The following is a 13,909-nucleotide window of genomic DNA, read 5'->3' on the forward strand; positions in this document are numbered from 1 at the left end:
GTGCGCGACGGGAATCATTTGATGGCCGAGCAAAGCGGCGATCATCAAATTCCAGCCTTGGCGGAAGATCCCAACCAAACGCCAACCGTTGTTCTGCCGCCGAGCGGCTCCGGGAACGGTCGGCAAGGTGGCGACCGGCAAGGCCGCTTCGGCTTCGCCGCCGACGGACAGCAGCCACCCGGTGGCCAAGGCGATCGCGAGCCACCGCCGTTGTGCGCGCGGGATCGTCCATACGGGTGTATGGCCATGGCCAGCCACCCCGTTTCAGACGTTTGAATCCTGGCTCGATCCATGCCCGCAACCCAAACCAGCAGACCTCCGCGGCCTGTGGCGACAGATCGGTCAGCACCCGCCACGCTTCTTGATGACCGGCGTCCCAGCGGCCCAGCAACGTGCACTCCAGTCGAGCCTCCTTGCCGTGGAAGGCCGTGCCTTGGCTCGCCAAGGACCGGCCCACGGCGGCTACCCGTTGGGTCAAGGGTACCCCGCGTGATACCAACCCCGAGGTCGAAACGTGCCCTGTTGATTGATGCGCAGCAGCGGGTGCCAGCCCAGTGCCTGAATCGCCTGGAAAAGTCATTTGGCGTGCAAGTCTCGATCGGCGAGGACCATCACGGTCCAGCCGGGCGGCACAACTTGGCTGAAGTGTTTCCACAAGGCCAGCCATTCGGGCTGCCACGGAGGCTTCTCGGTGGCGGGCAGAATTTTCCAGGCGACCGGGACAGCACAGCCCCGATAGAGCACACTGATCACGAGCGCCACAAAGCGTTGGCCCAGAGTCGTCGCATCGAGGGCAATCGCCACTTGCTGGCCGGACCAGCCTTCAAGCACCCAGGCCCACCACGGTGCCCAGCACCCGGTCACATCGAGCTCGGCCCGGTGCGTCCCCGCTTTCGCGCTCGCTTCGCGATACCTGTCTCGCAGGCGTTCGCGCACCGTGTGGAACGATTGACCCCGCAGCGGTGCCAGCAAGCCGGCCACCGCACTCAATGCGCAAGACCGCGCGAGCATCATGCCCAGGCTCCACCACGCCAGGCCCGCCGCAAGCGGTTTGCTCAAACCCGGAAAATGCTTGGAAACAGTGGCCATCCAGGAAGAAAATTCGGGATAGCGAAACATGATTCACCTCCGGCAAAAAGCTTCGTTCTAACCTCTTTCCATCGATATGGGGACATCTTGTCTCACTACCAGCGGTCCACCCACAGCCGCAAAAACACCTACACTTGTAAGGGGGCTTCCACCTGGACGATCTTTTTTGTCGGAGAGCAGTTGTTCGGGATCGAGGTTCCAGTCGCTCCCCGCGCCAGGTCTGGATCACCGTCGATCGTGGCGACGGCGCCGTCCTTTTCAGGGATAGTCCATGCGGCGGCAGCTTCGATGAGCACTCAACCATTGGCGGGAGTTTGAATGGATCCTCTGACCCATGCACTGCTCGGTGCGACGGCTGCGCAGGCTGCCCTTGGCCCGCGTCTGGGGCGCCAGGCGTGGCTGGTCGGCGGCCTCGGCGGTGTGTTGCCTGACCTCGACATCCTGATCAGGAGCTCGGCCGACCCCTTGCTGGCGATCGAGTACCACCGCCACTTCACGCACGCGCTGGCCTTCATTCCGGTTGGCGGCATCATCGCCGCCTCGCCGTGGCTGCTGCGGCAGCGCCATCGCCCCGACTGGCGGGCACTCCTCGTGGCCGGCACCCTTGGCTATGCATCGCATGGGGTGCTCGACGCCTGCACCAACTACGGGACGCATCTGCTGTGGCCGTTCTCACCGTTGCGCGTGGCCTGGCACTGGATCACCACCATCGGCCCCTTGCTGACGTTGATCCTCCTCTTTGGACTGGTGTTTGCCGTGCGTCGGCGGTCCCGGAGTCCGGCGCTGCTGGCCCTGCTGCTCGGTCTTGGCTACGTCAGCCTGGCGGCCTGGCAGCGTGAGCGCGCGCTGGACATGCAGGCGCAGATCGCCGCAGCCCGCGGGCACCCGGTAACGCGCGCCGAGATGTTTCCGACGGTGGGTAATCCGGTACTCTGGCGATCGGTCTACCAGTCGGGCGAGACGCTGTACACCGATCGTCTGCGTCTCCTCGGAGCCGAAATGACCCTCTGGAAGGAGGGCAGCCACGTCGATCTGCTGCTGGAGAAGGATCTCTCGCCGCAGGCCAGAGCCGACCAGCGCGTGCGCCGTGACTTTGCCCGCTTCAGCTATTTCTCGGCCGGCTGGACAGCGCATGCCGCCAGTGATCCGACGGTGATCGGTGATGCCCGCTATTCGCTGCGCACAGATGCCTTCGAGCCGATCTGGGGAGTCCGCTTCCATCCCGGCACAGCAGTGCCCACTGAGTGGGTCGACTTCACGACCCGGAATCGCGTACCGATCAGCGAACTGTGGCGCGAGATCAGCGGTACGGCTTCAGGTTACCGCAGCATGCCGTCGCCTGGCAACTCCAGGTAGTTCGACGCCCGGCCATTCGATTCCTGCGCGCATGCGGCAGCTTCTGGTTCTGCGCCAGAGCATGCGTCGAAGCTGGCCTTGCGTAGCCTGTTCGGGCTCCCTCGTCGACCATCAGGCAGACTTTCCCATTCGAATAGCCACGACGTCTTGAACTCATTGCGCGAACCAGCCAGGGAGCTGGGCTCGCAATCGCTGGAACGCCTGGTCGGTGCAGTGTTGAAGACTGAAGCGTCTCGTGATGCCCTCTCTCTTAGATGGCCGAAGACCGAGGCCCCTTTCGCACGCGGCAAACGGCTTCCATAGCCTCCTTCGGCTGCAGCGGCTTACCGTTGGGCATCGAACTTGAACCCGCGGTGGCACAGCCCAGGGCACCCTGCAGAGCAAACTGCATGTTCTTGTCGGCAACCAGCACCAGCAGGTCCTTCTGCCTGTGCGCAAGGCCAGATCAGTTTGTCGAAACTTGCGCTGCCTGACAGGATGAATTCTATGGAAACCCATGCCGGTTCCGCCCTACGCCCGCTCTTCTCAGGCTGCGTGCGCCATCGTCAGGCGGGCCTGGTCCTCGAGATCCTTCTTGCGCTGCGCTACCCGCCGCAGGTAGCTGGCCTGGTTCTTCGTACACACCAGCGCATAGGGGCGGCCGCGGCGGTCGGTTTCCAGATTCAGGTCGCAGTCATGGTTGCGAATCGAACTCTCGACATGGCTGCGGTGAACTTCAGCGGCCTTGAATGTCCAGACCTTGCGCACCGGGTCGGCGAGGAAAGCGGAGAGTTCGGCACAAGGGTTGCACTGGCAGGCGATCCGGCTCGGACGGGAGAAATCCGTCGGCGCTGCCAGCGGCTCGGCGATACGCTGGTCAAGGTGGTTAAGGCAGGCAGCAGCGAGACGCCGGGTCGGCGGCCAGTCGGGCGCATCGCCACCCTGTTCAACCAGCCGCAGGGCGGCGGGAACGAGGATAGCATCGATCGCGAAGGTGTCGGGCCACGCCAGCAGGTGGTCGACGGCGCGCTCGGCCAGCGCAAGTGCGCCGAGATGCCGCAGTGCGGTCAGCAGATCGACGACCAGCGCCGGGGTCACCGCGAAAGGTCGTGACCAGGTTTCCGGTTTACGTGGCAGCGCCGGGTCGCCCGGCAAGGCCGCGAGCAGCGCCGTCGCCGCGGGTTCCAGCAGCCTGTCGCAGCGACCGGCCGTCGGACCTGCCGAAAATTGCGCAGCGATCCGCTCGAGCAGTTCCGCGCAAGCGCTCGGCTGATTGGGCGCGTTCCTGGCGATGATGCGCTCGATCAGCTCGGCCGCCTGCGCGCGCGGCAGTAAGTCCGCGGCATTGGCCAGGGCCTCGTTGTCGAGGCTGTCGTAATAGCCTTGGGCGGTCAAGCTGGCCAACAACAAGGCGATGTTTTCGGTGTCCTGCAAGCGGTTCAAGGTGGCCAGCAGGGTGGCCGACCTGCCGGTGCTGCTGGTCGATGGCCAGCTCGGGATAGGCCAGTTGACAGCGTTTTCGATCACCAGGCGGGCGAGGTGGTGGGCCTGTTGCCACTCGATCGCCGCCGGATCGTCGCCGCTCTCGGCCCAGCGCCGGGCCAGTCCTGCCAGGTAGGGCAGGAACACTGCGCAACCCGCGGCGGCGATGACCCCGAGTTTCCCAACATGCGGCCACACGACGAGGGCAGCGCGGTGATAAGTGCGTTCGAAGCTCGCGCCGGCGTTCCCCGTGGCTTCGAAGAACTGTTGATCATCGGGCTCTTCGTCGTCGAGCGCGTCGGGTGGGCAGAGTTCCTCTTCGCTGAACGGCAGGTCGGCGAGTTCCGGCCGGCTGCCGTCGGGCGTCTGCCATTCCGAGAGCGTCAGCGAGCGATCGTCGATCTCGCCGATCTCGAAGTCGTCGTCGTCCGGTTCCGAATAACGGCCACGCCGCGAGCCCGAATACGAGTATTCGGCGCTACCGCTCTCCTCGATCGTCAGGCGGGCGAGATGGAGTTCGCAATTCGCTCGCCGGGCAGCAGCGACGAGCACCGTCGCGACGGCTGCGTCAGCGTTCTTCAGCGATGAAAAACCGATCTCCGCCGGGGTATAGGCATGCTCCAGGGGATAGATCAGCTTGTCGGGGCAGTCGCGGGGCGTGTCGGGCATTGTCGCAGCGAGTTCGCTGGCCCAGCGGCCGAGCAAGTCGGTCACCCGATCTTCCTCGGCGTCGTAAGCAGGCGGTTCGGGCAGCTTCCCCGGCCCCTGGCGGATCAGGTTGTAGATCAGCACCAGACGGTAGCCGGAGCTGATCGGCCGCACTTCGTGCCAGCAGTCGGCGTAGAAAGCGGCGAAAGCGACCTCCGAAGCGTCTTCGCAGGCGAGGTCGAGGCACACCTCGCGGTCCCGATGGCGAATGAGCAGCTCGCCGCCAGTGTGCAGCGACGGCAGGACAAGGACCAGGGTGGCAAACATCCCAGGCGCCTTCTCCGTGTCGCGATGCCTGACGAAAAAACTGCCGGCATCGTAGATCAGCATCTTGTACAGCTCTGCCGCGACGGGCTCCGACACGCCGAGACCGCTGGAGCTGCGGGCAACGATCGTCGCCAGGCTCTGCGCCCAGTGGCGGCCGCCGATGCGCACGCGATCGGCGCCAATCTGCCAGGTCCGCCGGACACGGGTGTCGATCAGGGTGTCGGCACCGCGTCCGTAGGGGGCGTGCTCGGCAACGGCGACCAGTTGCTCGGCCTGCGCCGGCAGGAGCGGTAGCGCAACCGGCCCGACGCCCGTCACTTCGAGCTGCGGCGTGAAAATGTCGATTCGGCCGGTGGCATGGAAATCGCCGGGGCGCAGGACGGACTGGAGGATGCAGGCCAGGGCCAGCGAGAGGTCTGACATCGGATTCGGTCTCCGTTCGAGGGGGGCAGAAGGTGGATCGGGTGGCTTGCAGGAGACTTCCGGAGCCTGCGACCTGAGTACTCAATGATAAGGCAGGCTGAAGCCTGAAATCAGCCTTGATGGAAACCATCGCATGATTAACGACCACCAGGCACGCCCGAGGCAGTCAGACTTGGCCGCTGTCCCGATTCTGCAGACTCAGTCGAACGAGATCGGCGATGCTGTTGACGCGCAACTTGGCCAGCAGTCTCGCCTTGTGAACCTCGACGGTCCGCGGGCTGATGTCGAGTGCGCGCGCAATGTCGCGGTTGTGCCGGCCAGCAACGACTTTGTCCATCACTTCCCGTTCGCGGGGGGTCAAGGTCGCCAGCAGGCGCGTGGTTTCAGTCTGCCGATCGCGGTGTTCCTGCGACGCGCTCTGACGGCTGAAAGCCTCGTCGATCGCCCGCAGGAGTTTGTCGTGGTCGATCGGCTTTTCGAGGAAGTCGACTGCCTGCGTGCGAAACGCCTGCCGCGCCGATTCGACGTCCCCGTGGCCGGTCATCACGATCACCGGCAGCGAGCACCCACTTTCCAGGAGACGCTTCTGCAGCGTCAGTCCATCCATCCCCGGCATGCGGATGTCGATCAGCAGACAACCGGACCAGTCGCTTCGTCGGGCGGCGAGGAAGCCCTCCGCGTCGGCAAACAGCACGACCGAAAAACCCTGCAGACCGAGAAGAAGTCCCAGCGCATCGCGTACCGACTGATCGTCCTCGACGATGAAGACAGTATTCAGGCTAGTTCCCATCAGCAGCTTTCTCCTCCAGGGGAAGAACCAGTTTGAACACGCCGTGATCGGCCACCTCTGCCCACAGGTTGCCGCCGTGCGCCTCGATGATCGCCCGGCTGATGGCGAGGCCAAGGCCAAGACCGCTGGCCTTTGATGAATGAAACGCTTCGAACAAATGCTCAACCATTTCCTCGGAGACGCCGGGACCGCTGTCTTCGACCATGACACAGACGCGTCCGGAACCTTCCTGATAGGCCGAAACGCGTACCTGACGCTCCCCCTGGGGGCGTTCGGCAACGGCCTCGAAAGCATTGGCAAGCAGGTTGCGCAAGACCACTTCGAACTGCAGCCGATCGACCCATAAGGCACAAGGGGGTGCCGGGTGGAGCACCAGTTCGATCTCCTGCAGCTTTGCCTGCTCGGAGAAACGCACCGCCACCGAGGACAGGATCGCACGCAGCCAGATTCGCTCGAGTCGCGTCGTGCCGGTACGAAAGAAGTCGCGCAGGCGACTGACCACATCGGCCGCACGCTGCGATTCGGCGACGATGCGGTCGATCACCTCGCGTAAGCGCTCGCCGCTTTCGCCCTGGGCGAGCAACTGCTGGCACGCCCGGGTGTATGCCAGCAGGGCCGTCAACGGCTGATGCAGTTCGTGTGACAGTGCGCCGGCCATTTCGCCAGCAGCGGCGAGGCGCAGCGTCTGCTGCAGTTCAGCGGTCAGCCGCTGTTTTTCGTCAACCACGACGCCAATGAAAAATCCCGACAGCGCGAGGACCAGAACCAGCACTTCAAGCTCAAGCAGGGTGGGGGCGGAAAGACCAAGCAGGCGGCTGGCGACGATGACTCCTAGCTGGGTCAGTCCGATGGTCAGCACGGCGCCCGCCAGGCCTTGCCTGGCGGCTGCCCAGGCGATCGGCAGAAAAAGCACCGAAAAGTACTTGAACTCGGTCATCTTGCCGGCAACGAAGACCAGCGCCAGGACGCTGCCGGTGCTCACCAGGCTCAACGATTCCCGCCCCAGCAGCAGCCGGCGCAAGCGGGTCCGCGCGCGCGTGTCGAGCAGCATCGAAAGGAGCGGCATCGAAACCAGGATGCCGACGACGTCGCCCAGCCAGTAGTGCAGGAAAGCTTCGACAACTGTTGTCGGCGGCAGGAAACCGGTCAGGGCCAGAGCGGCAATGAACAGCAGGCTGTTGAACAGAATGCCAATGACCGTTATCGTTACCCAGTCGATCAGGCCGCGCCGATCGGCAAACATCCCCTTGCTGCCCAGCCGCCGCCGCAGAATCGACGCGATCAGCCAATAGCCGGCGCTGAGCAGCAATGCAAGGCCGCAGGCCAGGAGCCAGGGCATGGGCAGGTCGCGCGCCCAGGCATCGGCGGCGAGAATCGCCAGCGCCAGCGGTAACACGGCCCTGCCGCCGTAGCGCATGAGAAAAAGCAGGCCAAGCGCCGGCGCCGGACTCCATGGGGTGACATCGAGGCCGTGCAGGGGATGGATATGACTCACCCAGTCGAGCGCGACATAGCCGGCAACGAGCAGCCATGTGTCGCGCCAACCGAGTTGCCGGCTTGCCAACTTCGGCATATGGGGTTGCCTCAGGTAGATCGGACCCTCATTGTGCCCGTGCCCGGGTGGTTTGGGTATTGCCAGAATCACGTACGGGTTTCCCTTATTTTCGTGCCAAGCGCTGACCGATAGAGCGGCCGATGAGCTCGTCCCATGCCCAAGCCGCTAGCGGTATCCCGTACGGTGCAGCCCGAATTTTCAGGCATCCAAGAGTTTTCTATGATGCCCCATCGTGTCATCGGCAGGCGACCAATGACCTACGACAACCACCAAACTGAAATCACTTGGAGAATCTCATGACCTCTCGCTCAATGTTGCGCAAGCTGGCTGTACTCATGGTCGGTGCGCTGGCGGCCGCCGGCGCATCCGCCAGAACCGAGATCCAGAACAAGGGCTCGGACACCCTGGTCAATGCGGCCCAGTCGCTGGCCGAACAGTACGGCAAGGTCAACCCCAAGGTGGCGGTCGCGGTATCCGGCGGCGGCTCCGGCACCGGCATTGCGGCGATGATCAACGGTACGGTCGACATCGCCAACTCCAGCCGCAAGATGTCGGAGAAGGAAATCAAGGAGGCGCAGGCCAAGGGCCGGCAACCGGTCGAGCACATCATCGGTTACGACGCGCTCGCGATCTTCGTGCACAAGAACTTCCCAGGCGACTCGATCAGCATCTCCGACCTGGCGAAGATCTACGGCCGGGACGGTGGCGCCAGCAAGTGGAGCGATCTCGGCATCACCATTCCCGGTTGCAAGGGTGAGATCGTCGTCGTCAGCCGGCAGAACAATTCCGGCACCTACGCCTATTTCAAGGAAGCAGTGCTCGGCGAAAAAGGCAAGTTCCGCCAGGGGACGCTCGACATGCACGGGTCCAAGGATGTCGCCGACCTCGTCGAGAAAACTCCCTGCGCGATCGGCTACAGCGGGCTGGCCTACGTCACCGACCACATGAAGGCGCTCTGCGTTGCCCCGACAGCCGGCAAGCCCTGTGTCAAGCCGACCGAGCAGACGGCTTTCGACGGTACCTATCCGATCGCCCGGCCGCTGTTCATGTATACCAACGGTGAGCCGGCCGGCGAGGTCAAGAAGTATCTGGACTGGATCAAGAGCAACACCGGCCAGTGCATCATCGAGAAGGAAGGCTACGCGCCGATGAAGAAGGTCAGTTGCAAGTAAGCGTCTCTCACAGGGCACCAGTACACCACCGGTGCCCTTGCCCCAGCCCATGTTCCAATGCTTGAGGAAGCAGCCAGCGATGAGTCATTACGAAGAACGTATCGAGAAGGATCTATTCAAGATCAGGCAGCAGGTAGCGCTCCTTGCCGGACTCGTCGAGAAGGCACTCGGCGACGCCGTGCACGCTCTGCTGGCCGACGATGACCCCTTGGCCTACGCCACGATTCTGGCCGACAACCGGGTCAATGCCGCCAGTAACGAGCTGGACCGGATGTGCAATGCGTTCATCGGGGTACACCTGCCGAGCGGCGGACACCTTCGTCTGATGTCGGCGGTCATCCACACCAACGTCGCGCTCGAGCGCGTCGGTGACTACGCCGTCACGATCTGCCGCGAGGCGGTGCGACTGGCCTGCCCGAAGGGTCTGATGGCACGCGAGATCGAACTGATGGCAAGCGATTCTCGGCAGATGCTGAAGCAGGCCGTCGACGCTTTCGTCGAGGGCAATGCCGAGAAGGCGAAGGCAACGATGGGTATCGCTGATCAGGTCGAACGAACCTTCGACCTGGCTTTCGGCGAACTGCTCGGAGAAGGTGAGCGCTTCAACATCAAGGATCTGTTTGCTTACCTGACCGTGTTCAATTCGCTGGAGAGGGTTTCCGACCAGGCAAAGAACATCTGCGAGGACGCGGTGTTCGCGGTCACTGGCGAGGGCAGGGGGCCGAAGTTCCATCGCATCTTGTTCCTCGACGACGACAACAGCCTGCTCGGCCCGCTCGCCGAGGCGATTGCGCGCAAGAACTTTCCGGACGCTGGCGAATATCACAGTCGCGGCCGGATCGCCGGTGTGACGGACCCCCAGTCGATCGCTCTGCTGCAGGCACTCGGGGTCGACCTCGACCACCACCGGCCGCAGGCTCTCTCCAGCCATCACCAGGAACTCGCCGCGTATCAGATCATTGTCAGCCTGCAGGGGCCGGTCAGCGCTTACGTCGAGCAGATCCCCTTTCATACGGTGGCGCTCGAGTGGCCAACCAGGCAGCCTGCCGGCGGGCAGGCGGACCTGCGGCTCCTCAGCCGCGAGATCGCCGTGCTGGTCAGCCAGCTGATGAACACCCTGCGCGGTCAGGAGAGCGACTGAAATGGCAAGCAACATACAGGCGCTCGACAACAGCGCCACCGACAATCGCCTCGGCGATGATTTCGACCGCCGCAACCTCGACTGGTACATCGACAAGATCATTGCCTGCGTCGTTTTCATCTGCGGCATCTCGGCCATCCTCTTCGTTCTCGGGATCTTCTTCTTCGTCACCAAGGAGGGAATCGGATTCGTTTTCGAGAAGATGGATTTTCGCGAGTTCTTCCTCACCCCCTACTGGTCACCGAGCGATGCCGAGGACCCCGAGTACGGCATCCTTGCGCTGATGGCCGGAACGGCGAGCGTCACCGGGCTGGCGATGCTGGTCTCGGTGCCGTTCTCGCTCGGAGCCGCCATCTACATCGCCGAATTCGCCAGCGGCAAGACGCGCGAGGCACTCAAGGTGCTGGTCGAACTGCTGGCGGCGATTCCCTCTGTCGTCTGGGGATTCATCGGCCTGGTGATCATGAACCCGCTGCTGATCAAGTGGTTCGACATTCCGGTCGGCCTCTGCGTCCTCAACGCCGGCATCATCCTTGGCCTGATGGCCGCGCCGATCATGACCTCGATCGCCGAAGACGCTCTCAAGGCGGTCCCCGACCGCTACCGCGAGGCGGCCGAGGCCATGGGCGCGACCCGCTGGCAGGTGATCTACAAGGTGGTGCTGCCGGCAGCGAAGAACGGTCTGCTCGGCGGCGTCCTGCTCGGTGTCGGTCGTGGCTTCGGGGAAACCATGGCGGTGCTGATGGCCACCGGTCACGCGGTGAACATCCCGGACAGCCTCTTCGACTCGGTGCGTGCGCTCACCGCGACGATCGCCGCCGAACTCGGCGAAGCGGTCGTCGGCGGCGAGCACTACCAGGTGCTGTTCACCATCGGCATCTTCCTCTTCCTGGTGACCTTCATCATCAACCTCAGCGCCGATCTGATCGTGCGCGGCATCCGCAAGGGCTAAGCACAATGAACACCGCCAATCCCGCGCTATTTCAGGCCAGCGACCTGAATCAGCGCAACGCACGCGTGCAGCAACGCTACCGCCTGCTCTTCGGGCTCATGACCCTGCTCCTGATCACGCCGGTGCTGCTGATCCTCGGTACCCTGGTGGTGAAGGGGGGGAGCGCGATTTCCTGGGAGTTCCTGTTTACCGCGCCGACCGACGGCATGCGCAGCGGCGGAGTATTCCCGGCGCTGCTGGGCACCGTCTGGCTGGTCACCGTCGCCTTGCTGCTGTCGGTGCCGATTGGCGTCTTCGCGGCGATCTATCTCAGCGAGTATGCCGGCGACAACTGGTTCACGCGGGTGATCAATCTGGCGATCATCAATCTCGCCGGCGTTCCCTCGATCGTTCATGCCCTGTTCGGCCTGGGTGCCTTCGTCCTCTTCTTCAAGTTCGGCACCAGCATCCTCGCTGCCAGCCTGACGCTGGCGGTGATGACCATGCCGGTGGTCATCGTCGCCACCCGCGAATCGCTGCAGGCGGTACCGCAGGCCTTTCGCGAGGCGTGCTGGAACATGGGCGCGACGCGCTGGCAAACGATCCGCCGCGTCGTTCTTCCGAACTCGATCACCGGCATCCTGACCGGCGTTATTCTCGAAGTCTCGCGCACCGCCGGGGAGACGGCACCCATCATGTTCACCGGCGCGGTATTCTTCACGCCATTCCTGCCGCAAAGTGTCTTTGACCAGACCATGGCGCTGTCCCTGCACCTCTTCGTGGCTGCAACGCAGGTGCCGGGGATCTCCGAGGAGGTCCCCTTTGGCGTCGCGCTGGTCCTGATCGCTCTCGTGTTGACCATGAACAGTGTCTCGATCGCCTTCCGCATGTGGCTGAGAGGGAAAAAGAAATGGTAGGGCTTGTGGCCACTCCTGCACCGGTAGCCGGTGCGACCACGGCGGCGGTCGCCGCGCTTCCGAACAAGCTCGAAGTGAGCAGTCTGACGATCCGCTACGGCAGTGCCGTGGCGCTGCGCGACGTCAGCCTGTCCATTCGGGAACACGAGATCTTCGGCATCATCGGCCCTGCCAACGCCGGCAAGACCTCGTTTCTCAAGGCGATCAACCGCATGGACGTGTTCACCAGTGGCATGCGGGTGGATGGCGAGATCCGTTTCAACGGTCGCGACACGCGCCGCCTGAACAACGACTATGCGCTGCGAAGTCGCATTGGGGTCGTCTTTCCGCTACCCGTCGGTCTGCCGATGACGGTGTACGAGAACGTCGCCTTGTCGCCGCGCCTGCGCGGGATCAAGGAAAGTGCCGAACTCGACGTCATCGTCCAGCGTTGTCTGACGCGCGCCGCGCTCTGGGATGAAGTCAAGGACCGCCTGCACGCGCTCGGCAGCCTGCTCTCGGGCGGCCAGCAACAGCGCCTGACGATCGCCCGTGCGCTGTCGCAGGACCCCGACTTGCTGATGCTCGACGAGTTTTCGATTGCCGTCGACCCGGTGACGACGATGCGCATCGAAGAAGTGCTCAAGGAGTTGCGCAAGGAGGTGACGATCATCCTGGTGACCAACCTCGTGCAGCAGGCGCGGCGGCTGGCCGACCGGACGGCATTCTTCCTTGGCGGCGAGTGCGTCGAGATCGGGGTGACCGAAGACCTCTTCACCGGCGAAGTCAAGGACCAGCGCACGCGCGACTATGTCGAGGGCAGGTTCGGCTAACCGTCGGACGCCCTACGTCGGAAGTGGCCCACAACAGGCGTCGAATAGCCGGCGATCCCGGCATTGTCAACGAAGGATAGGATCCAGGATGAACATCGAACAGACGGCTGCGCTCCTGCAGCCGACTCCGCAGTATGCGATCGACAGCCAGCGACTCAACCTCTGGTACGGGACTTTTCAGGCCCTCTTCGATGTTGATCTGCGTATTCGCCAGGGGATCATCACCGCGATGATCGGGCCTTCGGGATGCGGCAAGAGCACCTTCCTGCGCAGCGTGAACCGAATCAACGAACGGCTGGGCTACGTGCGCATCGAGGGTAGCATCCGGGTCATGAACGAAAACATCTACGACCCTGGGGTCGAACTCGTGCAGGTGCGCAAGCAGGTCGGGATGGTTTTTCAGCGCCCGAATCCGCTTCCCATCTCGATCCGTGACAACATTCTGTTCAGTCACCGGCTGCACGCCGAGGGCGGTGGCGAGGTGGAGCAGGGGACGCCCGACGAGATCGTCGAAAAATCGCTGCGCCAGGTGCTGCTCTGGGACAAGGTCAAGGACCGCCTGAAGCGCAAGGCCACCGAACTTTCGCTCGAAGAACAGCAGAAGCTGTGCATCGCCCGCTTGCTGCCGGTGAAACCGAAGGTTCTGCTGATGGACGAACCGTGCTCGGCGCTCGATCCCAAGGGGACCGAAGCGGTCGAGGAACTGCTCTGGGATCTGCGTGGCGAATATACGATCCTCATCGTCACCCACAACATGGCGCAGGCGCGGCGCGCCAGCGAGGAGTGCGTGTTCATGCTGATGGGCAAGGTAGTCGAACATTCAAGGACCGACGTGTTGTTCGTCACACCTGCCCACAAAGAAACCGCGGACTACATCGAAGGGCGCTACGGATAGCCGATCGTGGGACCCGGTGTCTCCTCGGGCGGCAGCGCCCGTGACGGGCACCACGCATCGAGGGCATTTCGGCTGGTAAGGATCAGGCGTCTGGTCAGCGCGCGCAGCAGACGGCGGCGGACCCTGGACTGCGCTTCGTCCAGCAGCAGGGGCGCAGCGTGCTGCGCCCCTACCATGCGTTACAGTGCGGCCCAGGGCGGTCAAGACACAGCCAGGTTCGCCAGCGAATACCCGCCCGATGTCGGAGTCCCGGCGGCTGGTCGGTTGGGGTGAGGCATGCACCCCAACGGTGACGGGAGGGGATCGGTGTTAAGCTTGGCGCCATGGAAATCGACTTGACTTGCCGAGCTGCCGTTGAGGGGATATCAGCGTGCGGGATTCTGGATTGCCTG

The 13,909-nt window shown here is 63.6% G+C and carries 13 protein-coding genes; 7 read left to right on the top strand and 6 right to left on the bottom strand.

Annotated elements, in window-relative coordinates; translation table 11 throughout:
- Together AW06_RS21235 and AW06_RS21240 are read right to left on the bottom strand one after the other, a co-directional pair.
- Nucleotides 1-189, bottom strand: a 189-nt coding sequence (locus AW06_RS21235) for a hypothetical protein (RefSeq protein ID WP_273704888.1), incomplete at its 3' end; no start/stop codon positions are given.
- Between the two features lie 387 nt (nucleotides 190-576).
- Entirely contained in the window at nucleotides 577-1,119 is a 543-nt protein-coding gene (locus AW06_RS21240) for a hypothetical protein (protein WP_273704889.1), read from the bottom strand.
- Between the two features lie 288 nt (nucleotides 1,120-1,407).
- Between AW06_RS21240 and AW06_RS18685 the strand changes: the two genes are divergently transcribed.
- Nucleotides 1,408-2,445: a metal-dependent hydrolase gene (locus tag AW06_RS18685; RefSeq protein WP_273704890.1), complete on the top strand. Its 1,038-nt coding sequence runs from the start codon at nucleotides 1,408-1,410 to the stop codon at nucleotides 2,443-2,445.
- 525 nt (nucleotides 2,446-2,970) lie between these two features.
- Here the strand turns inward: AW06_RS18685 and AW06_RS18690 are convergent.
- The 3 genes from AW06_RS18690 to AW06_RS18700 all read right to left on the bottom strand — a co-directional run bounded on the left by AW06_RS18690 (nucleotide 2,971) and on the right by AW06_RS18700 (nucleotide 7,667).
- Nucleotides 2,971-5,304: a 2OG-Fe(II) oxygenase gene (locus tag AW06_RS18690; protein ID WP_034953393.1), complete on the bottom strand. Its 2,334-nt coding sequence runs from the start codon at nucleotides 5,302-5,304 to the stop codon at nucleotides 2,971-2,973.
- 166 nt (nucleotides 5,305-5,470) lie between these two features.
- A complete protein-coding gene (locus tag AW06_RS18695; RefSeq protein WP_034953395.1) occupies nucleotides 5,471-6,094 on the bottom strand; it encodes a response regulator in 624 nt (207 codons plus the stop codon).
- On the bottom strand, nucleotides 6,084-7,667 hold the full coding sequence (locus tag AW06_RS18700; RefSeq protein WP_273704891.1) for an ATP-binding protein: 1,584 nt from the start codon (nucleotides 7,665-7,667) through the stop codon (nucleotides 6,084-6,086). The genes AW06_RS18695 and AW06_RS18700 overlap by 11 nt, the downstream gene beginning before the upstream one ends.
- A gap of 278 nt (nucleotides 7,668-7,945) precedes the next feature.
- Between AW06_RS18700 and AW06_RS18705 the strand changes: the two genes are divergently transcribed.
- The 6 genes from AW06_RS18705 (at nucleotide 7,946) to AW06_RS18730 (ending at nucleotide 13,517) form a co-directional block, all read left to right on the top strand.
- A complete protein-coding gene (locus AW06_RS18705; RefSeq protein ID WP_034953398.1) occupies nucleotides 7,946-8,821 on the top strand; it encodes a phosphate ABC transporter substrate-binding protein in 876 nt (291 codons plus the stop codon).
- Between the two features lie 79 nt (nucleotides 8,822-8,900).
- The gene (locus tag AW06_RS18710) at nucleotides 8,901-9,962 is read left to right on the top strand and encodes a PhoU domain-containing protein (RefSeq protein ID WP_034953400.1); all 1,062 of its coding nucleotides are present in this window, start codon (nucleotides 8,901-8,903) and stop codon (nucleotides 9,960-9,962) included.
- A 1-nt stretch (nucleotide 9,963) separates the two neighbouring features.
- Nucleotides 9,964-10,914 (top strand): phosphate ABC transporter permease subunit PstC, encoded by a 951-nt coding sequence (pstC, locus tag AW06_RS18715; protein ID WP_273704892.1) that lies wholly within the window; start codon nucleotides 9,964-9,966, stop codon nucleotides 10,912-10,914.
- A 5-nt stretch (nucleotides 10,915-10,919) separates the two neighbouring features.
- Nucleotides 10,920-11,810 carry a phosphate ABC transporter permease PstA gene (pstA, locus tag AW06_RS18720; RefSeq protein ID WP_273704893.1) on the top strand — a complete coding sequence of 297 codons (891 nt, stop codon included), beginning with the start codon at nucleotides 10,920-10,922 and terminating at the stop codon, nucleotides 11,808-11,810.
- Nucleotides 11,804-12,622, top strand: a complete 819-nt coding sequence (locus AW06_RS18725; RefSeq protein WP_273704894.1) for a phosphate ABC transporter ATP-binding protein — start codon at nucleotides 11,804-11,806, stop codon at nucleotides 12,620-12,622. Before pstA ends, AW06_RS18725 begins: the two co-directional genes overlap by 7 nt.
- Before the next feature lie 88 nt (nucleotides 12,623-12,710).
- Entirely contained in the window at nucleotides 12,711-13,517 is an 807-nt protein-coding gene (locus AW06_RS18730) for a phosphate ABC transporter ATP-binding protein (protein ID WP_046536483.1), read from the top strand.
- On the opposite strand, the gene AW06_RS18735 is transcribed toward AW06_RS18730, so the two are convergent.
- On the bottom strand, nucleotides 13,508-13,693 hold the full coding sequence (locus AW06_RS18735) for a hypothetical protein (RefSeq protein WP_034953402.1): 186 nt from the start codon (nucleotides 13,691-13,693) through the stop codon (nucleotides 13,508-13,510). The two genes, AW06_RS18730 and AW06_RS18735, sit on opposite strands and share 10 nt — an antisense overlap.
- Between the last annotated feature and the right edge of the window lie 216 nt (nucleotides 13,694-13,909).

This window comes from Candidatus Accumulibacter cognatus (genome assembly GCF_000584975.1).
GTDB classification, from domain to species: Bacteria; Pseudomonadota; Gammaproteobacteria; order Burkholderiales; family Rhodocyclaceae; genus Accumulibacter; species Accumulibacter cognatus.